This window comes from Bacillus sp. FSL R5-0654 (genome assembly GCF_038008745.1).
Lineage (GTDB): Bacteria > Bacillota > Bacilli > Bacillales > Bacillaceae > Bacillus > Bacillus safensis.
The window spans coordinates 1280805-1299332 of sequence record NZ_JBBOZV010000001.1; the positions used below are offsets into that span (position 1 = coordinate 1280805).

At 43.1% G+C, this 18528-nt stretch carries 22 protein-coding genes, 1 riboswitch and 1 other annotated feature; of the genes, 18 read left to right on the forward strand and 4 right to left on the reverse strand.

The annotated features are described in order from the left end of the window. The first annotated feature begins 2 nt into the window (after positions 1-2). The 6 genes from NSS76_RS06330 (at position 3) to NSS76_RS06355 (ending at position 6645) form a co-directional block, all read left to right on the forward strand. Positions 3-1016: an ABC transporter ATP-binding protein gene (locus NSS76_RS06330; RefSeq protein ID WP_120207199.1), complete on the forward strand. Its 1014-nt coding sequence runs from the start codon at positions 3-5 to the stop codon at positions 1014-1016. Beyond that, a complete protein-coding gene (locus NSS76_RS06335; protein WP_172880119.1) occupies positions 1013-2635 on the forward strand; it encodes a peptide ABC transporter substrate-binding protein in 1623 nt (540 codons plus the stop codon). The genes NSS76_RS06330 and NSS76_RS06335 overlap by 4 nt, the downstream gene beginning before the upstream one ends. A gap of 116 nt (positions 2636-2751) precedes the next feature. Next, positions 2752-3693 carry a S66 peptidase family protein gene (locus NSS76_RS06340; protein ID WP_025092301.1) on the forward strand — a complete coding sequence of 314 codons (942 nt, stop codon included), beginning with the start codon at positions 2752-2754 and terminating at the stop codon, positions 3691-3693. Further along, positions 3690-4769 carry a mandelate racemase/muconate lactonizing enzyme family protein gene (locus NSS76_RS06345; RefSeq protein WP_213404919.1) on the forward strand — a complete coding sequence of 360 codons (1080 nt, stop codon included), beginning with the start codon at positions 3690-3692 and terminating at the stop codon, positions 4767-4769. Before NSS76_RS06340 ends, NSS76_RS06345 begins: the two co-directional genes overlap by 4 nt. Beyond that, positions 4769-5680 (forward strand): C40 family peptidase, encoded by a 912-nt coding sequence (locus tag NSS76_RS06350; protein ID WP_151039373.1) that lies wholly within the window; start codon positions 4769-4771, stop codon positions 5678-5680. Before NSS76_RS06345 ends, NSS76_RS06350 begins: the two co-directional genes overlap by 1 nt. After that, on the forward strand, positions 5677-6645 hold the full coding sequence (locus NSS76_RS06355) for an ABC transporter ATP-binding protein (protein WP_024426800.1): 969 nt from the start codon (positions 5677-5679) through the stop codon (positions 6643-6645). The genes NSS76_RS06350 and NSS76_RS06355 overlap by 4 nt, the downstream gene beginning before the upstream one ends. A 38-nt stretch (positions 6646-6683) precedes the next feature. Here the strand turns inward: NSS76_RS06355 and NSS76_RS06360 are convergent, their stop codons facing one another. Beyond that, positions 6684-7565: a dimethylarginine dimethylaminohydrolase family protein gene (locus tag NSS76_RS06360; protein WP_151039375.1), complete on the reverse strand. Its 882-nt coding sequence runs from the start codon at positions 7563-7565 to the stop codon at positions 6684-6686. 179 nt (positions 7566-7744) lie between these two features. On the opposite strand from NSS76_RS06360, the gene NSS76_RS06365 reads away from it, so the two are divergent. The 5 genes from NSS76_RS06365 (at position 7745) to NSS76_RS06385 (ending at position 10627) form a co-directional block, all read left to right on the forward strand. Next, complete coding sequence (locus NSS76_RS06365) at positions 7745-8266, forward strand: acyl-CoA thioesterase (protein ID WP_008346212.1); 522 nt, start codon at positions 7745-7747, stop codon at positions 8264-8266. 114 nt (positions 8267-8380) lie between these two features. Beyond that, complete coding sequence (locus NSS76_RS06370; protein ID WP_024424630.1) at positions 8381-8707, forward strand: PadR family transcriptional regulator; 327 nt, start codon at positions 8381-8383, stop codon at positions 8705-8707. Positions 8708-8711: 4 nt separating this feature from the next. Then, positions 8712-9470, forward strand: coding sequence for an HAAS domain-containing protein (locus NSS76_RS06375; RefSeq protein WP_341081356.1), 759 nt, complete (start codon positions 8712-8714; stop codon positions 9468-9470). 105 nt (positions 9471-9575) lie between these two features. Further along, complete coding sequence (locus NSS76_RS06380; protein WP_025092307.1) at positions 9576-10064, forward strand: small multi-drug export protein; 489 nt, start codon at positions 9576-9578, stop codon at positions 10062-10064. Positions 10065-10081: 17 nt separating this feature from the next. Further along, positions 10082-10627 carry a GNAT family N-acetyltransferase gene (locus tag NSS76_RS06385; protein WP_024424633.1) on the forward strand — a complete coding sequence of 182 codons (546 nt, stop codon included), beginning with the start codon at positions 10082-10084 and terminating at the stop codon, positions 10625-10627. A gap of 17 nt (positions 10628-10644) precedes the next feature. Here the strand turns inward: NSS76_RS06385 and NSS76_RS06390 are convergent, their stop codons facing one another. Beyond that, on the reverse strand, positions 10645-11688 hold the full coding sequence (locus NSS76_RS06390; RefSeq protein ID WP_341081358.1) for a bifunctional transcriptional activator/DNA repair enzyme AdaA: 1044 nt from the start codon (positions 11686-11688) through the stop codon (positions 10645-10647). A gap of 229 nt (positions 11689-11917) precedes the next feature. Next, entirely contained in the window at positions 11918-12052 is a 135-nt protein-coding gene (locus NSS76_RS06395) for a YrzI family small protein (RefSeq protein ID WP_073204910.1), read from the reverse strand. Between the two features lie 223 nt (positions 12053-12275). Then, positions 12276-12385, forward strand: a riboswitch (guanidine-I (ykkC/yxkD leader). 66 nt (positions 12386-12451) lie between these two features. Between NSS76_RS06395 and NSS76_RS06400 the strand changes: the two genes are divergently transcribed. After that, positions 12452-12781, forward strand: coding sequence for a DMT family transporter (locus NSS76_RS06400; RefSeq protein WP_025092310.1), 330 nt, complete (start codon positions 12452-12454; stop codon positions 12779-12781). Further along, on the forward strand, positions 12778-13092 hold the full coding sequence (locus NSS76_RS06405; protein ID WP_024424636.1) for a DMT family transporter: 315 nt from the start codon (positions 12778-12780) through the stop codon (positions 13090-13092). Before NSS76_RS06400 ends, NSS76_RS06405 begins: the two co-directional genes overlap by 4 nt. 67 nt (positions 13093-13159) lie before the next feature. On the opposite strand, the gene NSS76_RS06410 is transcribed toward NSS76_RS06405, so the two are convergent. Continuing rightward, positions 13160-13345 carry a hypothetical protein gene (locus NSS76_RS06410; protein ID WP_024424637.1) on the reverse strand — a complete coding sequence of 62 codons (186 nt, stop codon included), beginning with the start codon at positions 13343-13345 and terminating at the stop codon, positions 13160-13162. 161 nt (positions 13346-13506) lie between these two features. Here NSS76_RS06410 and purU point away from each other — a divergent pair, with 161 nt between their 5' ends. From purU to NSS76_RS06435, 5 genes are all read left to right on the forward strand, one after another. Then, positions 13507-14409 carry a formyltetrahydrofolate deformylase gene (gene purU / locus NSS76_RS06415; RefSeq protein WP_024424638.1) on the forward strand — a complete coding sequence of 301 codons (903 nt, stop codon included), beginning with the start codon at positions 13507-13509 and terminating at the stop codon, positions 14407-14409. 43 nt (positions 14410-14452) lie between these two features. Beyond that, positions 14453-14671 (forward strand) — a binding site (T-box leader). Positions 14672-14726: 55 nt separating this feature from the next. Further along, positions 14727-15824 (forward strand): glutamate 5-kinase, encoded by a 1098-nt coding sequence (gene proB, locus NSS76_RS06420; protein WP_024424639.1) that lies wholly within the window; start codon positions 14727-14729, stop codon positions 15822-15824. A gap of 12 nt (positions 15825-15836) precedes the next feature. Beyond that, positions 15837-17084, forward strand: a complete 1248-nt coding sequence (locus NSS76_RS06425) for a glutamate-5-semialdehyde dehydrogenase (protein ID WP_341081359.1) — start codon at positions 15837-15839, stop codon at positions 17082-17084. Between the two features lie 124 nt (positions 17085-17208). Continuing rightward, positions 17209-18345: a Rap family tetratricopeptide repeat protein gene (locus tag NSS76_RS06430; RefSeq protein WP_056766262.1), complete on the forward strand. Its 1137-nt coding sequence runs from the start codon at positions 17209-17211 to the stop codon at positions 18343-18345. Then, positions 18335-18469, forward strand: a complete 135-nt coding sequence (locus NSS76_RS06435) for a hypothetical protein (protein WP_024424642.1) — start codon at positions 18335-18337, stop codon at positions 18467-18469. Before NSS76_RS06430 ends, NSS76_RS06435 begins: the two co-directional genes overlap by 11 nt. The last annotated feature ends 59 nt before the right edge of the window (positions 18470-18528 follow it).

Below are 18528 nucleotides of genomic sequence, written 5' to 3' on the forward strand. Positions count from 1 at the left end.
CTTTGAAAAAAGTTCTACAAATCATCGATCTGCACGTCAGCTTTCGGACATACGGCGGTTCAGTTCAAGCAGTACGCGGAGTGAATGTCGATGTATATGAAAAAGAAACCTTAGCCATTGTGGGAGAATCAGGCTGCGGGAAAAGTGTGACATCACAAAGCATTATGAGGCTTCTGCCTGCATACAGCGCGCATGTCGATCAGGGAGAAATCTGGTTTCAAGACCGCAACTTGCTGTCATTATCTGAAAAAGAAATGCGCGCCATACGAGGTGTCGATATTTCGATGATCTTCCAAGATCCGATGACGGCACTGAACCCTACCTTGACAATAGGGGATCAGCTGATGGAGGCGGCGAAGGAGCATCAAAAGCTGACGAAAAAAGAAGTGAAAGAAGCCGCCATAAAGATGCTTGATTTGGTTGGTATTCCGCAGCCGAAGGAGAGATTAAAGCAATACCCGCACCAATTCAGCGGGGGAATGAGGCAGCGGCTCATGATTGCCATGGCACTGATTTGTGAGCCAAAGGTGCTGATCGCAGATGAACCGACGACCGCGCTGGATGTGACCATACAGGCACAAATTTTAGAACTGTTTAAAGAGATTCAGAGGAAAACAGGGGTTACCATTATATTAATCACACACGACTTAGGGGTCGTAGCCCAAGTTGCCGACCGGGTAGCAGTCATGTACGGAGGGAAAATGGTTGAAACCGGAACAAGGCAAGATATTTTTTACAGTCCGCAGCATCCTTATACAAAAGGACTCCTGCAATCCGTTCCAAGACTTGATATGAAAGATGAACTGATTCCGATTGAAGGAAGCCCGCCTGATTTATTTGCACCGCCAAAGGGCTGTCCGTATACCGATCGCTGCCCGGCTGCCATGAAAGTGTGTGATCATATCATGCCGCACGAAACGCAGCGGTCACCTACTCATACAGTGCATTGCTGGCTCCAGGATGAGCGAGCGAACCAAGCGATGTTATCTTCAACACAAAGGGGGAGTTTTTCATGAGAAAAAAAGGGTGGATCATTAGTGTTTGTTTGTTCATCATCATGCTGCTCGCAGGATGTACAGCCAATGAGCAAGCAGGTAAAGGATCATCAAGCAACAAGAATGAAAAGAAAGTATTAACCTTAAATAACGAAAACGAACCGACGTCATTTGACCCGCCGATTGGTTTTAATAATGTATCGTGGCAAGGACTGAATAACTTAATGGAGGGATTAACGAGGCTGAATGAAAAGCACGAACCATCTCCTGCAATGGCGGAAAAATGGGAAATTTCAGAGGATGGAAAAACGTACACATTTCATTTAAGAGACGGCATCAAGTGGTCGAATGGTGATCCAGTGAAAGCGAGTGACTTTGAATATGCGTGGAAGCGTCTGCTTGATCCGAAAACAGGCTCCTCTGCATCGTTCTTAGCTTACATGATTGAAGGCGGAGAGGCATTTAACAGCGGAAAAGGAAAGAAAGAGGATGTAAAAGTCAGTGCTGAAAATGACAAAACGCTAAAGGTCACACTGGCATACCCGCAGAAATCGTTCTTAAATATGACCGCAAACCCTGCCTTTTTCCCTGTCAATGAGAAGGTAGCAGAGAAGGATCCAAACTGGGCAAAGGATGCCAAAACCTTTGTTGGGAATGGACCGTTTCAGCTGACAGAATGGAAGCATGATGAGAGCTTCACTATGGAAAAAAGTGAGACGTATTGGGACAAAAAATCAGTCAAGCTGGATCAGGTAAAGTGGCTGATGATCAGCGATCGAAACACTGATTATCAAATGTATCAATCGGGAGATTTAGATACTGCCTTCGTCCCAGCAGAACAAAGTGAAAATTTGCTGAAAAATAAAGATGTACAAATTGAAGATCAGGCTGGACTGTTCTTTTATCGTCTGAATGTGAACATGGAACCTTTTCAAAATAAGAACATTCGCAAAGCCTTTCAAATGGCGATCAATCCGCAAGATATCGTGGATTATGTCACGAAAAATAAAGAGAAGCCAGCCCGCGCCTTCGTTTCACCGGGGATTTTAGATTCAAAGGGTGAGGATTTCAGAGAAGCTGGCGGTGATCTTGTCAAACAAGATACGAGTGAAGCTGCAAAACTATTAGAAAAAGGGCTGAAAGAAGAGAACTATTCAAAGCTGCCGCCCGTCACATTAACATATAGCACAAAGCCTGAGAACAAGAAAAAAGCTGAAGCCATCCAGCAGCAACTAAAAGAAGCGCTGGGTGTGGACGTGAAGCTTGCAAACATGGAAGCCAATGTATTTGCAGAAGATCAAAAGGCACTGAAATTCCAATTCTCGCAAAGTTCATTTTTAGCAGACTATGCAGATCCGATTAATTTCCTAGAGAGCTTTCAAACAGGGAATGCGATGAACCGGACTGGATGGTCAAACGACACCTATGATCAGCTGATGAAAAAGGCGAGAAAGGAAGCAGATGAACAAAAAAGAAACAGCATCCTTCATGATGCAGAGGCACTTCTCATTGAAGAAGCACCAATCATTCCAATTCATTTTTATAACCAAGTTCATTTGCAAAAAGAGGGCGTGAAGGGAATTGTCCGCCACCCTGTTGGGTATATCGATTTGAAATGGGCGCAAGTAGATGGAGAGTAATTGAAGGGAATGAGGAACACGGACGCTTTGAACAAAAGCGTCTGTTCCTTTATTTGTTCATGTTATGGAGAAAATGCCCATAGATTGTAAGAAATAAAGAGAAAGAGGGGATTGGCATGAACCAGCTGCCAGCGGCGCTTCAAACAGGGGATACGGTGGGGATTATCGCACCAGCAAGCCCGCCTGATGAATTGAAATTAGCAAAAGGGATTGCCTTTTTAGAGAGCCTTGGGCTGAAGGTGAAAAAAGGGAAGTATCTCGATTCCCGGTACGGGTATTTAGCAGGGCGTGATCATGAAAGAGTGGAAGATCTTCATGGCATGTTTCAAGATCCAGAAGTCAAAGCAGTTATTTGTGCCTGCGGAGGGTACGGAACTGGAAGACTTGCGGAAGCCATTGATTATGACCTCATTCGCCGGAATCCAAAAATCTTTTGGGGTTATAGTGACATTACGTTTTTACATACGGCCATCCAGCAGCAGACCGGTCTTGTGACCTTTCATGGTCCAATGCTTTCCTCTGATGTGGGGCTTGAAGAGGTCCATCCGTATACGAAGGATACCTTTTTGCAGCTGTTCACGCCGAAGGCCTTTACGTATACGCATCACTTGTCACCTCTTCATACTTTCTACCCCGGCACCGTTTCAGGTGACATTATAGGAGGGAATCTTGCTCTCATCGTGACAACACTTGGTACACCTTTTGAAATTGATACGAAGGGAAAGCTGTTGTTCATTGAAGATATTGACGAAGAGCCTTATAAAATCGATCGCATGATGCAGCACCTCACCTCTGCTGGAAAATTGGATGATGCGGCCGGATTCATCATTGGAGATTTTCATCAATGTGAACCAAAAAAGAAAGACCAGTCCTTAACCTTGGAACAGCTGTGGGAAACCTATATTGTGCCGCAAAAGAAACCCGCACTCGGCGGCTTTCGGATCGGTCATTCATCACCGAACTTTGCCTTTCCGATGGGCGTGCAGGCTGCACTAGATGCCGCAGGGAAAAAACTGCACATTTCTCCAGGCGTTGCAGCGAAAGAGGCGATTAAATGAAAATTGTCGATGTTCGTACATGCAGAACAAGTGTACCGCTAAAAAAGCCTTTCAAAACCGCTTTAAGAACGGTGTATGACGCAGCATCTCTGATCGTTATCATCACATATGATCAAGGTGATGTCAGCTACGGAGAGGCAGTTCCCACATCGGTGATTACAGGAGAAACGCTGGAAAGCATCGACTATGCCATCTGTGAAGTGATCAGACCCATTTTGCTCGGGGCTTCCTTGGCAGAGTATGAACAAATCTTTTCTGCTATGAACCGCGTGCTCGCAAGCAACACAAGCGCAAAAGCTGCAATCGATATGGCCATTTATGATGGCTTAGCAAAGCAGGCAGGACTTCCGCTTTATCAATACCTTGGCGGATATCGTCATCAGCTCGAAACCGACTATACGGTCAGTGTAAACCGGCCGCTTGAGATGGCAGAAGATGCGAAGCAATACTCAGCTGAAGGCTTTCAGACGTTAAAGATCAAAGTAGGAAAAGATGATATACACACTGATATACAGCGGATCAAGCGGATTCGAGAAAAAGTCGGGCCAGACATTCAGATCAGGCTCGACGCCAATCAGGGCTGGACATGGAAGGAAGCGATCACAGCTATTCGAAAAATGGAAGCGCTGAATATTGAATTAGTAGAACAGCCAGTGCCGAAAGAAGATATCGAAGGCCTGCGTCGTGTGACGGAAGCAACTGAAACATTGATCATGGCAGACGAAAGCATTTTCAGTTTTCATGATGCAATCAAGGTGCTTGAAATGAGAAGCTGTGATCTGATCAATTTAAAATTAATGAAATCAGGCGGCATAAAAGAAGCATTAAAAATCAATGCCCTTGCCGAAGCATACGGTGTTCAGTGCATGGTTGGCAGTATGATTGAATCAAAGCTTGGCATTACAGCAGCGGCACATTTCGCCGCAAGCCAGCCGAATATCACCCGCTGCGATTTTGATGCCCCGCTTATGCTGAAAGAGGACATGATAGACGGAGGAATCGTGTACAAAGGAAAAGATATATTTTTACCGCTGCATCATGGGTTAGGCATTCAAGGGGTGAAAGGAGTCTCATGATGATATACGAATCAAAGGTTCCAGTCGCTAACGTTTGGACAGCGCCGCAGTCTCCCCGAGAAATCGATCGAAAGGTACTTCAGGACTCCATCAACATCAAAGAATGGATTGACCAGCAAACATATGAAGAAAAGCTGGCTTTATGTGAAGAAAATTTGATTCAATCTCAAGTACTGCTCGGCGGACGAGTGATTGGATTAGAAGAGACAGATGGCTGGATGAAAGTCGTCATTCCGCAGCAGGCCAGCCGGAAACATCCGCAAGGCTATCCAGGCTATATGCCTGCTGAGCAATTAAAACAAGTAACAGAGGGAAGTGCGTCAGCTGCATCTCTTATCGTTTGTCAGAAAAAAGCCACACTCTATCAAAACGGGGAACCTGATATGGAGATTAGCTTTTTAACAGAGCTGGCAGCCGCCAAAGAAACAGATGATCAATTTCATGTTGTCACCCCATTAGGAATAAGAGAAATCAACAAAGCGGATGTACGCCCAGTATCGCAAGCTTTCTCTATGACCGGCAAAGATGTCGTAGACGCAGGAAAACAATTTATTGGCCTTTCTTATTTATGGGGAGGCATGAGCAGCTTTGGCTATGATTGTTCAGGCTTTGCTTACAGCATGTACAAAGCTTGCGGATATCTTTTGCCGAGAGACGCAAGTGACCAAGCAGTTCAAGGAACGCCGGTTACATCAAACCATTTAGAACAAGGCGACTTGCTGTTTTTTGCAAATGAAAACGGAAAGGGAGCGGTCCGCCATGTAGGAATCTACGCTGGGGACGGGATGATGCTTCATTCGCCTAAAACCGGCAGACAAATTGAGCTTCTTTCCCTTTCTGGCACTTCATATGAAAAGGAATGGGCAGGTGCAAGGCGGTATTTACCAAGTGAGAGGAGGAGCGATACATGACAGTTGAACCACTTTTACAAGTAAACAACCTTAAAAAACATTTTCACCTTTCGAAAGGGAGAACCTTAAAAGCGCTGGATGGTGTCTCTTTTCAGCTGAAACAAGGTGAAACCTTTGGTCTCGTTGGTGAGTCTGGCTGCGGCAAATCCACACTTGGAAAAGTGCTCATGCGTCTTTATGAACCAACAGATGGTGAAGCCTTATATGAAGGGAAAAGTCTTCACCACCTTTCTAAAAAAGAATCATTTGATTTCAACCGGCAAATGCAAATGGTCTTTCAAGACCCGTATTCTTCGTTAAATCCAAGACTGTCAGTAAAAGATATTATGCTGGAGCCAATGGAGATTCATCAGCTTTATGGCAGTCAAAAGAAAAGGATTGCCCGCGTGAAAGAACTGCTCGAAGCGGTAGGATTAAGCTATGATTTTGCCACCCGCTATCCGCACGAATTTAGCGGAGGACAGAGGCAGAGAATCGGCATTGCAAGAGCACTTGCCTTAGCGCCAAAATTTATTGTGGCAGATGAGCCGATTTCTGCACTAGACGTCTCCGTTCAAGCGCAGGTCGTGAATCTGCTGAAAAAATTGCAAAAAGAGGAAGGATTAACTTTTCTCTTTATTGCACATGACTTGTCAATGGTGAAATATATTAGCGACCGGATCGGTGTCATGTATTTAGGTCATCTCGTCGAATTGACGACGAGTGATGCATTATATCAAACACCGCTTCACCCATATACACAAGCCTTGCTGTCTGCAATCCCCATTCCAGATCCTGACGTAGAGGACAAACGCAAAAGGTTTATTTTAAAAGGAGAAATTCCAAGTCCAGTGAACCCGCCAAGCGGCTGTGTATTTCGAACAAGATGCCCTGCCGCGATGGATGTGTGTGCTGAAAAAAAGCCGGCATTACAAGCGGTGGAAGAAGGACATGAAGTCGCCTGTCATTTATATAATAGAAAATAGGACAAGCTAGACAAAAGCCAGCAAGTAGACAAGCTGTTCTACATGCTGGCTTTTTTAATAGATGAACGCCGAATAGGCAATGTGCAGCATCTGAAAGAGCCGCCAGATTTAATAATTTCAGAAAAGTCCACTTCAATAACGGTGTATCCGTGAGCGGTTAACGCAGCATTTGTTTCTTGGTTGCTGGGCAAGCTGATCACTTTTTTCTGCCCAATGGATAAAACATTTGGTCCAAGTGTGAATTGCTCTTGTTCGCTGATTTCAATTAAATCATAATACGTTTTGAGCAGCTGGAGATCCTTTTGCTTGAACGCTTCAGGATAAATGATGATCTCGTCATGAGACAGAATATTCATCACACAATCAAGATGCAAAATGTGAGGAGGAAGGTGAATCGGAATGATGTCGTGATCCGGCAGTTCCTTTTTGAGCTGGTAGATAGCGGCTGGACTAGTTCTTTTGCTCGTGCCAACAAACACATGGTTCTGATCCACAAGCACATCGCCGCCTTCAATCGTTCCGTCTGTCAAAGTGACAGCTGACCACCCTTTTGCCTGTGCCCATTCTTTTAGGTATTGTTCTTCCCCTTGCCGAACCGGAGCGGCCATACTTGAAACAAACAGTGTATGTCCAATCGTAAACCCAATATCCCGAGTGAAGACTTGCTCAGGGAAGCGTTCATTCGGCGGGAGCAGGATGGGCCGTACTTGATGATCTTTAAGGGTTTGGATCAATTGCTTATGCTGAGCGACTGCTTTCATTTGAGAAATATTTTCTTTCGCAAAATGTTTCTGGGTTTCGTTAATAATTTGTTTGATTTCCATATAAATAGGACTGCATAAAAGAACTTCTTCTAAATCGTCGTATTCACTCATGCATTGCGGCATTTTGTATAATTGCTCTGCTCTCATAGAATCCATTAAATGGCCTCCTTGTTCATTCATAGTTCTATTATTCCTTCTTCTAGCCATGGTTGAAACATTTCCGAAAGAAAATCTCTCACATAAGACTAAAGCAAAAAGTTTAGACAAACCTAAAAGAATAGTGTTTAATAAAAGTCGTTCCGCATCCACGAAAACAGCAAGAAGGAGCTATGATGATGAGTGAAGAAAATTTCAAATACTGCAAGGAATCGAAAGTTGTTAAAACCAGCAGGGTATTCCCTCTCGATACGAATAACCACCAAACGTTATTTGGCGGGAAATTAATGAGTTATATAGATGACATTGCCTCCATCTCGGCAGCAAGACACAGCCGCAGTGAAACGGTCACAGCTTCAATGGATTCTGTTGACTTTTTAGAGCCGATTGGACAAAAGGAGTCAGTATGCTTGGAATCCTATGTCACATGGGTGGGTACGTCTTCTATGGAAGTGTTCGTCAAAGTCATTAAAGAAAACTTGATGTCTGGAGAGCGCAGACTCGCAGCGACTTCATTTCTGACATTTGTCTCATTAGATGAAAACGGAAAGCCTAAACGAGTCCCGCAGGTGATGCCGGAAACAGAAGAAGAGATCATGCTTCATCAAACAGCGAAGCAGCGGGCAGAGGAAAGAAAAAGCCGCCGAAAACATAGTAAGGCGCTTGCTGACGCACTTGGGACAGATAAACCTTGGGCGTAAAAATCACCCTTTAAGCGGTGATTTTTTTCTGTGCCAGTATCTTGCATGGCAAGATAGTGTATGGTAAGATAAAGCTATCTTGTGATGCAAGGTACTGGAATCGGAGGAACAATCATGACAACATCCACACAAATGCTAAAAGGAATTTTAGAAGGCTGCCTGCTGTCGATTATTTCTGAGGGCGAAATTTATGGGTATGAAATGACGAAGAAGCTCGCGCATTATGGGTTTGATCAAATAAGTGAAGGCAGTATCTATCCGATTTTGCTGCGTATGCAAAAGGAACAGCTGGTGACCACCGTCACAAAAGCGTCAGCGACCGGCCCGAAAAGGAAATACTATACGCTCACACAAGCGGGAGAACAAGCGCTCACAGAGTTTATTGACCGCTGGAATGAGCTTTCAAAAAATGTAAACCGCTTATTACAAAAAGGGAAGTGAGATTATGGTATCAAAAGAAACAAGACACATTCTACTAGAGCTGCAACTTTATCTCATATCAAAGGGAAAAAATCAGGATGAAATCGATGAGCTGATGGACGAACTGACAGCACATGCGGTTGAGGCTGAAAAAGACGGCAAAACAGGTGAGGATGTGTTCGGCGGAGATCCGCGGAGCTATGCTGATGAACTGGCAAAAGAGCTGTCAGGAAACCATAAAGACTGGGTGCCGTTTGTCAGTGCTTTCTTAATTGGATCGCTTTTTTACATGATTTTAGCAGATGCAATCAGCCAAAACTTATCCTATTCTTGGTTTGCTTTGATTGGATATCCGCTCGTTTTAGTGGCCAATGTCATCATGATCATTGTGATGTTTAGAGCGTCCGCCTTTCAAACAAGCAGCCGGGTATTTCTCTACTTTTGGATGTTAGGAATCTTTCAGCTGACAGCGATGGTGACAATCAAACTATTGGATCAAAAAGTCGGCACACCACTACTTGTCCTTACTTCTGGCCAGAGGTGGGGCGTCATTTTGCTCATGCTGCTATGTATCGTTGTATTAAATGCAATCTTAAAGGCGAATGTCGTTTCATTGATTCCACTCATCTTTTTCGGACCGCAGCTTATCTTCGAATGGATTGGCTGGACGTCACCAAGTGTGATTTTGCTGCAAAGTCTGCTATCTATTGTGATTTTAATAGGGCTTATATTCATTGTACTGCGCCGGACAAATAAGAAAAATGAAAATACGAATGTAAACTGAGCACATCCTATCCGATGTGCTTTTCTTTTTCTAAAAAAATGTAGAAATGGAATTGTCTTTTTCATTACAATGGGGAGAGGACAAAAATGAAAAGGGGTTCTGTTTTTGGATATTGTATGGGGATATGTACTCGTTTTTGTATTGGCTGCCTTGCCTTTTTTTGAAGTGATTGGTGTCGTTCCATTCGCAATCTTAAGTGGGCTGCATCCTGTGACAACAGCTGTGATTGGATTCATCGGCAACTTTTTGACAGTCTTGCTTCTTATTGTGTTCGTGGACCGGTTTAAAGCATGGTGGTTAAAAAGAAAAGAGGAAAAAGGTGATGAAAAAGGAGAGAAAAAGCAGCTGCGCGCGAGAAAAATTTGGGAACGATACGGTCTGCCTGGGTTAGCGCTCATAGGACCTTTTATCATCGGCAGTCACTTAGCGGCCTTGATGTGCATGAGCTTTGGAACGAAAAGAAAGCAAGTCGCGGTGTGGATGACCGTCAGTTTAATGATGTGGACAGCGCTGGCTGCAAGTTTAACCGGTGCGGGCTTCCATTACTTTGCCCCAGATTCAAATGGATTGTTCGGAGATATTTTTAGCAAGTAAAAAAGGGGGGATCATCAATGACAGTTCAAACAAGAACAGTATTTGAAACAGAGCGCCTGAAACTGAGAACGATGAATGAACATGATGCGTCATTTTTATATGACGAGCTGTTTCAGGATGAAGAAGTGATGAAGTATTATCCTTCTTTGAAGGATGAACAGCAGACAAAAGAGTGGATTGCATGGAATCAAAAAAATGACCGCATGTACCACACCTCGCTATGGATCATTGAAGATAAAGAAACAAATGAACGACTTGGACAAAGCGGCATTGTCCTGCAAAACATTGAAGGACAAACCGAGCTTGAGATTGGCTATATGCTAAAGAAAGCGGCGTGGGGGAATGGCTATGCTGCTGAGGCTGCAAAAGGCTGCCTTACCTATGGATTTGAAGAAATGAAGGTCAGACGGATGGTCAGCCTAATTCGTCCTGAGAATGAAGCGTCGGTGAAGGTCGCTTTAAAAATGGGCATGAAAAAAGAAAAAACCATTTCAAAATGGGACCAAATCATTGATGTATACAGCATCACCCGTAACGGAGAAAACGGCTCGCTTACCGAATAAGCAGAGCCGTTTTTTTTTTATGCACGCTGTTCTAACTGAAGTAAATATTTCTTCCGTTCAATCCCTCCGCCGTAGCCTCCAAGCTCACCACTTGTTTGAATCACGCGGTGGCAGGGAATGATAATCGCCAATTGATTGGCACCATTTGCATTACCAACGGCACGAACCAAATGCGGATCGCCCAGTTTCGTGGCTAAATCTCGATAGGATCTCGTTTCGCCTGCTGGAATGCGTGAGAGCTGGTCCCACACCTTCATTTGAAAAGGGGTGCCATGTAAAGAAAGCGGTACAGTAAACTTGGTCAGCTTTTTCTCAAAATATAAGGCCAATTCCTTTGCTAATTGCTGATGGACGTTTGTTTCTCCAACTAAAATGCGGGCATGAAGCTTCTTTCTTAATGTTTCAATTTCTTTTTCGAGTCCCCGCCTGTCCATAAACTCCAGTAAATACACATGTGTGGCATCTGTCACACTCATCATGCGCCCGATCGGTGTGGAAATAAAATTAGCATAGAGAATGTGAATCTGCGCTTTTTTAGGGGGATTTCCCATAATTTTCGTAAATGCATCATTGAAGGCACTTGAAGATTCATAGCCGAAAGTGACCTGCTGATCGATTACTTTTTTTCCGTTCAAAATTTCTTTAAAGGCAAGCCCCATTCGGCGTGATCTTGCATATTGAACAAAGGTCATGCCGTAAATGTCTTTAAACTTTCTTCGAGCTGTGGCAGAGTGAATCCCTAATTGGCGGAAGTCCTCTTCCTTCCAGCGTTTTTCAGGATTTTTTTCTACTGCTGAAACGAGTGTTTTGACTTCTTCAGGAATGCTGTTAGGGTATGTTAATGGTGTGCAGCGCTTGCACGGGCGATACCCTGCCAGCAGTGCTTCCTCCGCTGTAAAGAAAAACTCACAGTTTTCAAATTTTGGCTTTCTGGCCGTACATGTGGCATGACAGAAGATACCGGTTGTCTTAATACAGGCAAAGAATGTGCCGTCATATTGCGGATTCTTGTCAACAAGTGCTTGATAAAATTCATGTTTTTGTTCATCGGTCATCATCATATGAAGCCACCTCTTGATTTTCTATAAAATGTTTTTCAGCATTGTTTGGGGTACGACGGATGATCTGTAAATACATCATCCTAAAGTTGAACGTTCATCGCATCAATCTGATTTCATTATATCAGCGATGTGATCATTGACGTATCGTTGCTTTAAGGAATGCGGTATAGATCCTGTTTACAATCAAGCATCATAAACATGTCAATCTCCTCCTTTTCTCATTCCTGTTTTAGTTCATATATTTTAGCTGCTTCTGTTTCATTTCTTCATAAAATGCTTCAACTTCTTGTTCGTAAAGTACGGTCTCCATGTCCTTGTATTTACGCTTGATCGTCAATGTCATAAAAAATAAATGGATTGTCATATACGCTCATTTCCCTTCAGTTCGCAGCACGCGAAAACAGCACGCAAATCTTCTTTATCAGTTGACCTGTTTCTAACACTTAGTATACGGCGGTTCCATAAAAATTCTTTCGAAAAATGAACAAGTATATTTGCATGTGGGAAGCTAAGCGGTAGACCGGTATTTCGGGGTGTGATACAATTTTGACACACAGAATCTGCTTTAAGTCAGATCTGCTTATTAAGAAATGGTTTTCTAGGGTTCCGTGCGGGTGGCGCAGTCTGGACCGAGAGAAAACACATAGGGTCTAGACAATTGACCGTATGGACACGGAGGGATAAAAGCCCGGGAGATTTGATCAAACGATCGATTTCCGGGCTTTTTTTGTTGCTTGGAATCGTTCAGAAAGGAAGGGATTAGATGAAATGGGGAAACGTCTTGATTGCGGCGATCTTTGAAGTCGGCTGGGTGATGGGGTTGAAATATGCTGACTCTTTATTGGAATGGGCCGCAACCATCGTTTGTATTGTCGTCAGCTTTTATTTACTCCTGAAAGCCACGACTGTACTGCCAGTTGGCACACTTTATGCCGTTTTCACCGGACTTGGGACAGCAGGTACTGTCATAGTAGGTATGGTACTGGGGGAGCCGGTACAGCTAGTGAAATTACTTTTAATCATGGTGCTTTTAAGCGGTGTATTAGGACTTAAACTAACCACAGGTGAAAAGAAAGGAGAGACTGAATCATGAGCTGGCTTTTACTCATTGGTGCAGGCATTTTAGAAATGCTTTGTGTCACCATGATGAATCAATTCCAGAAAGACCGGCATGTCAAATGGATTTTATTCATTGCAGCTGGATTTTCGCTGTCCTTTCTCATGCTCTCTCTTGCGATGAATACAATTCCGATGGGAACGGCATACGCCATTTGGACTGGCATTGGAGCTGCTGGAGGAGCCATTGTCGGCATGCTGTTTTACGGTGAGTCGAAGGACGCAAAACGTATATTCTTTATCGCACTGATTTTATCTGCGGCGGTCGGGTTAAAAATCATTGAATAAGTGGTTTTCTATCACGCTGAAAAAGAAGAAAAAGGGCTAAAATAAAAATCATTTTAGCCCTTTTTTGTTACATCGAATGATGATTGGAATCGTTTTCATTTTTGCGGTAAAGCTGACTCACTAGAAGAAAACAGACACCAAATGTGAGCAAAGGAATGAGTCTCTCACCGGCCATAAAAAGATAAATACCTGTGATCAGACATACGATGCCGAGCCAAAAGCTCACTTTACCAAACAAAGTCATGCTTTTCATCTCCATCACTCCTTTTGTGATAAAAGGTCTACTCACATTATATCACGCTAGGTGCAGAATTGAATGAATATTCAATAAAAAATAGACTCTTCATTGCTTTTTCTCTTTCCAGTCCAGTATAATATTTCATTAGAATGAAAACGCAAATGAGGTCATGATACATGAGAACATTGATTACAGAGAAACTTGAATTACACAGACAAAAGCACGAGCAAAAAGGCAGATTACTTGTCAGCTGCCCAGATCAGCCTGGTATTGTATCAGCTGTTTCTTCCTTTTTATTTGAGCACGGAGCGAACATCATTGAATCGAGCCAATACACAACCGATCATGAAAGCGGCCGGTTCTTTTTAAGAATTGAATTTGATTGGAAAGACATCTCGGCGAATATGGATCAATTGAAAAATAGTTTTGAGCCAATCGCAGCCTCATTTCAAATGACGTGGAGCATGTCGCGTGCAAGTGAGCTTAAAAAGCTGGCAATCTTTGTCTCAAAAGAGCTTCATTGTCTGCATGAGCTGCTGTGGGAATGGCAAAGCGGAAATTTAATGGCTGAAATCGCAGTTGTGATCAGCAATCATGAAACGGCAAAAGATACAGTAGAATCGCTTGGAATCCCATTCCATTTTGTAAAGGCGAACAAAGACATTCGCAAAGAAGCTGAAAAAGAGCAGCTCGCCTTATTAGAAGAGTACGACATTGATGTGGTTGTGCTTGCTAGATACATGCAAATTTTAACGCCTGGATTCATTGAAGAGCATCCGAACAAAATCATTAATATTCATCATTCCTTCCTGCCAGCGTTTATTGGTGCAAACCCATACAAGCGGGCATATGAGCGGGGAGTCAAATTAATTGGTGCGACTTCTCATTATGTCACCAATGATTTAGACGAAGGCCCGATCATTGAACAGGATATTGAGCGGGTCGATCACCGGGATGATGCGGAAGCCCTAAAAAATATTGGCCGGACAATTGAGCGCAGTGTGCTTGCACGTGCTGTCAAATGGCACCTTGAAGATCGCATTATTGTTCATGAGAATAAAACGATTGTCTTTAATTGACCGCTTGACTTTTCTTTAGCAATTGGTGATAATATAAAAAAATTAACGAGCGTTGAAAAGGAATAGTAAGCAGGAACTGATGCGTAAAGAGAGCAAATGATGTGCTGAAACATTTGCCGCAGACAGCTGCTGAACCTGCCCTTTGAGCCTTAGAGGAAAAATCTAAGCGCGTGCCTGGCGTTACAGGAGTTGAGTGGAATAAGCAGATCGCATGCTTATTCAATGAAGGTGGTACCACGGAAAATCCCTTTTCGTCCTTTACATAAGGAGAGATAGGGATTTTTTTGTGCCTAAAGGTATAGCGGAGGGAATCAAGGATGAAAAAGCAAAGGATCGTCATAAAAATTGGCAGCAGTTCATTAACAGAGCAAAAAGGAGCCATTGATGAACAAAAGATGCAGGATCATGTAAGAGCCATAGCAAAGCTCAAAGAAGCAGGTCATGAAATCATTTTAATTTCATCAGGAGCCGTTGCAGCAGGCTTTGGCAGTTTAGGCTATCCATCAAGACCTGTGACCTTAAAGGGGAAACAGGCAGCCGCTGCCGTTGGTCAGGGTTTGTTAATGCAGAAATATACAGAGCTTTTTTCACAGTTTCATATGACACCTGCTCAAATGCTTTTAACACGTAATGACTTTTCAGATCGAACAAGATATCGAAATGCTTACGCAACGATGATGGAGCTGCTTGAAAGAAAAATCTTGCCGATCATAAACGAAAATGATTCAGTCTCCATCGAGGAGCTTACCTTTGGGGATAATGACATGCTGTCAGCTCTTGTCAGTGGATTAATCCATGCAGACCAATTGATCATATTAACAGACATCAATGGCATTTATGATGCAAATCCAAATGAGCATCCTGAGGCGAAGCGATTTGATGTCCTGACCCACATTTCAGAAGAATTGTTTTCATATGCAAAGAGCACCGGTTCAAAGGTTGGCACAGGCGGAATGAAATCGAAGCTGTCTGCTGCACAAACGGCACTTTCACTTGGCGTGAAAGTCTTCATTGGCACAGGCACTGGAGAAGACAAGCTTCTTCGTATTCTTGCGGGTCAAGGCGACGGAACGTATATCGGTGAACAGGATTTATCAGCTGTGAACAACCGCCGTCAATGGATTCAATTCCACTCACCGGTCTCTGGGAAGATCATGATTGATGCAGGAGCGGAAGCGGCGATTTTGCATAATGGCAGAAGCCTTCTTCCGGCAGGAGTCATTGATGTCGCTGGTGACTTTTCTAAAGGAGAAGTCGTAGAAGTCGTCGGTCCAAACGGATTAGTTGGTAAAGGACAAACCTTGTACGCCTCCGATGAGCTTCTCGGCATTAAAGGAATGCGAAGTGACGAGCTTGCAAAAGAGAAGCCTGAGGTCATACACCGAGATCACTGGGTACAGCATGTACAAAACTGAGGAGGGAATACGATGAATGAAGTTCTTGAAAAAGCAAAAAAAGCAAGTGCAGCCAAAGATCAGCTGCTTCTAAAAACGACGGAACAAAAAAATGCTGCCCTGCACGCCATTGCCAGTGCACTAAAAGCATCTTCAGCTTATTTAATAGAAGAGAACCAAAAAGATGTTCAGGCTGCTGAGGAAAAGCAGTTCACGCCATTTGTCATTGACCGGATCACACTCACGGAAGAGAGAATTGAAGCCATTGCAGATGCGACCCTTCAACTCATTCAGCTAAAAGACCCAATCGGTGAAACGTTAGAAACCATTCAGAAAGAAAACGGTCTGTTCATCGAAAAGGTTCGTGTACCGCTTGGAACGGTTGGAATGATTTATGAAGCAAGACCAAACGTGACAGTCGATGCTGCGACCCTTTGCTTGAAAACTGGGAATGCTGTGATTCTGCGCGGAAGCTCCTCTGCTATTCATAGTAATAAAGCGATTGTAAAGGTGATTCATGAAGCGCTTCATACGACGGATATTCCAGTAGACAGTGTGCAATTAATTGAAGATACTGGCCGTGAAACGGCGAAAACGCTGTTCACTTTAAATGAATACCTGGATGTCCTCATTCCGCGCGGCGGGAAGAATTTAATTGATCTTGTTGTGAGAGAGTCAACTGTGCCAGTGCTTGAGACAGGTGCAGGAAATTGTCATATCTATATTGATGAAACAGCGAAAAACGAAATGGCTGAGCGGATTGTGCTGAATGCCAAAACTCAAAGACCTTCTGTTTGTAATGCGATCGAGAGCATTGTCATTCATAAAAAATGGGCAAACAACTACGGTGCTTCTTTATTTGAAGCCCTTCAATCCAATGGGGTAGAAATACGCGGTGATGAAGCCGTTTGCGCGCTTGCTCCTAGTGCTGCATTAGCGACAAATGAGGACTATGCAACGGAGTTTTTAGCACCGATCGTCAGTATTAAAATTGTAGAAAACATAGAACAAGCGATTCAGCATATTCAAACATATAGCTCTAAGCACTCTGAGGCGATCATTACGGAAAACGATGAGCATGCAGCCCTTTTCTTAACAGCTGTCGATGCTGCCGCTGTTTATCATAATGCCTCTACTCGTTTCACAGATGGCTTTGAATTTGGCTATGGAGCGGAAATAGGTATTAGTACGCAAAAACTTCATGCAAGAGGGCCAATGGGTCTGCCAGCCTTAACGTCTGAAAAATTTGTCATTCGTGGTCAAGGACAAATAAGAGAATAACGAATTTAAAAGAGAGTCTTGTGACAACAGGCTCTCTTTTTCCTTTCATTTTTGTATTTCTCCGGTCAAGTATGATAAAATATGGTAATGTTTTATATTTTGAGAAGATTGGAGAAGGCAACGTATGGCGAAAATCATTCCCTCTTCGGATATTGGAGTGAAAATCAACAAGTGGTATGAATTAATCCGCAGATTTGATTCCGAACAAGCAGAACTGTTAAAGCAGGAAATTCGCACCTCTCTTGATTCAATGGAAGAAGATCAGAATTTGCTTCTCTATTTTTCTTTAATGGAATTTAGGCATGAGGTCATGCTCGATTATTTAAAGCCATTAAAGGAAGGAAAGCTTCGCGCCAACTTTTCCGAGCTTTCGAAAGAAATAGATGAGCATCAAACGCATGTCACAGGCATGCTTGAATACTACTATCATTTTTTTAGAGGCATGTATGAATTCGGGCGGAGGGAGTATATTGCTGCCATATCGTCTTATCAAAAGGCAGAGCATAAGCTTTCTTTTGTATCAGATGATATTGAACGTGCGGAATTTCATTTTAAAATGTCAGAAATATATTATCACATGAAACAAACTCATATCTCGATGCACCATGCTAAACTAGCGCTGGATGTTTATGTTCAGCATGAACTGTATGCGCTTCGCACGATTCAGTGTGAATTTATTGTGGCCGGTAACTACGATGATATGAGAAGGCATGAAAAAGCATTACCACATCTCGAAAGAGCACTTGCGAGATCAAGAGAGTTTCAAAATGTGCGTTTTATTGCCTCCTCTTTGTTTAATATGGGCAACAGTTATTACCGAATGGGAGACTTGGGCCGCGCACTCGAATTAATGAAAGAATCCATCTCGTTATTTGATCAAAATCAATCCGACCATCTTCGTCGATCTATAGACCCTCTTTATACAGCCGCTCAGATATTATACAAACAAGGAAAACACGAAGAAGCATTACACTACAGAGAAGAATGTATGAAGAGAGCAGAAGCTCTTCAAGATGACATTCATATTCAGAAAACCATATTTCTAGAAGCATTGTATTTAAGACAAGATGCTGAGCATATTAAACGGATTTTCCATTTTTTAGAGTCTGCCTATGCATATCCAGATATAGAGGAGCTGGCATTAGATACCGCAAAGTATTATAATGAAATGGGGGATTATGAAAAATCTTCCATGTTCTATGGGGAAGCGGAACATGCTCGAATCTATATTCAGAGAGGGGATTGTTTATATGAATTTTAAAAAATGGGCAGTCGTCTGTACAAGTATCACCATTATGGCATTGTGGCTGGCAGCAGCAAATGCCGACCCAGATAACAGAAACCATACGCTAGAACAACCGAATCCGCAGCATGACACGATCTAAAAGCCCTTGTTAAAGGGCTTTTTTTACTGCCTAACAATTTCCGGACATACTCATAAAAA

Bases quoted from the DNA above. Each gene is read 5' to 3' on its own strand.
- NSS76_RS06365 (WP_008346212.1), top strand. From the start codon at position 7,745: ATGAGTGAAGAAAATTTCAAATACTGCAAGGAATCGAAAGTTGTTAAA.
- NSS76_RS06360 (WP_151039375.1), bottom strand. From the start codon at position 7,565: ATGGATTCTATGAGAGCAGAGCAATTATACAAAATGCCGCAATGCATG.
- NSS76_RS06395 (WP_073204910.1), bottom strand. From the start codon at position 12,052: ATGACAATCCATTTATTTTTTATGACATTGACGATCAAGCGTAAATAC.
- NSS76_RS06430 (WP_056766262.1), top strand. From the start codon at position 17,209: ATGGCGAAAATCATTCCCTCTTCGGATATTGGAGTGAAAATCAACAAG.
- NSS76_RS06405 (WP_024424636.1), top strand. From the start codon at position 12,778: ATGAGCTGGCTTTTACTCATTGGTGCAGGCATTTTAGAAATGCTTTGT.
- NSS76_RS06390 (WP_341081358.1), bottom strand. From the start codon at position 11,688: ATGATGATGACCGATGAACAAAAACATGAATTTTATCAAGCACTTGTT.
- NSS76_RS06435 (WP_024424642.1), top strand. From the start codon at position 18,335: ATGAATTTTAAAAAATGGGCAGTCGTCTGTACAAGTATCACCATTATG.
- NSS76_RS06425 (WP_341081359.1), top strand. From the start codon at position 15,837: ATGAATGAAGTTCTTGAAAAAGCAAAAAAAGCAAGTGCAGCCAAAGAT.
- NSS76_RS06410 (WP_024424637.1), bottom strand. From the start codon at position 13,345: ATGAAAAGCATGACTTTGTTTGGTAAAGTGAGCTTTTGGCTCGGCATC.
- NSS76_RS06400 (WP_025092310.1), top strand. From the start codon at position 12,452: ATGAAATGGGGAAACGTCTTGATTGCGGCGATCTTTGAAGTCGGCTGG.
- NSS76_RS06340 (WP_025092301.1), top strand. From the start codon at position 2,752: ATGAACCAGCTGCCAGCGGCGCTTCAAACAGGGGATACGGTGGGGATT.
- NSS76_RS06370 (WP_024424630.1), top strand. From the start codon at position 8,381: ATGACAACATCCACACAAATGCTAAAAGGAATTTTAGAAGGCTGCCTG.
- NSS76_RS06385 (WP_024424633.1), top strand. From the start codon at position 10,082: ATGACAGTTCAAACAAGAACAGTATTTGAAACAGAGCGCCTGAAACTG.
- purU (WP_024424638.1), top strand. From the start codon at position 13,507: ATGAGAACATTGATTACAGAGAAACTTGAATTACACAGACAAAAGCAC.
- proB (WP_024424639.1), top strand. From the start codon at position 14,727: ATGAAAAAGCAAAGGATCGTCATAAAAATTGGCAGCAGTTCATTAACA.
- NSS76_RS06375 (WP_341081356.1), top strand. From the start codon at position 8,712: ATGGTATCAAAAGAAACAAGACACATTCTACTAGAGCTGCAACTTTAT.
- NSS76_RS06345 (WP_213404919.1), top strand. From the start codon at position 3,690: ATGAAAATTGTCGATGTTCGTACATGCAGAACAAGTGTACCGCTAAAA.
- NSS76_RS06335 (WP_172880119.1), top strand. From the start codon at position 1,013: ATGAGAAAAAAAGGGTGGATCATTAGTGTTTGTTTGTTCATCATCATG.
- NSS76_RS06350 (WP_151039373.1), top strand. From the start codon at position 4,769: ATGATATACGAATCAAAGGTTCCAGTCGCTAACGTTTGGACAGCGCCG.
- NSS76_RS06355 (WP_024426800.1), top strand. From the start codon at position 5,677: ATGACAGTTGAACCACTTTTACAAGTAAACAACCTTAAAAAACATTTT.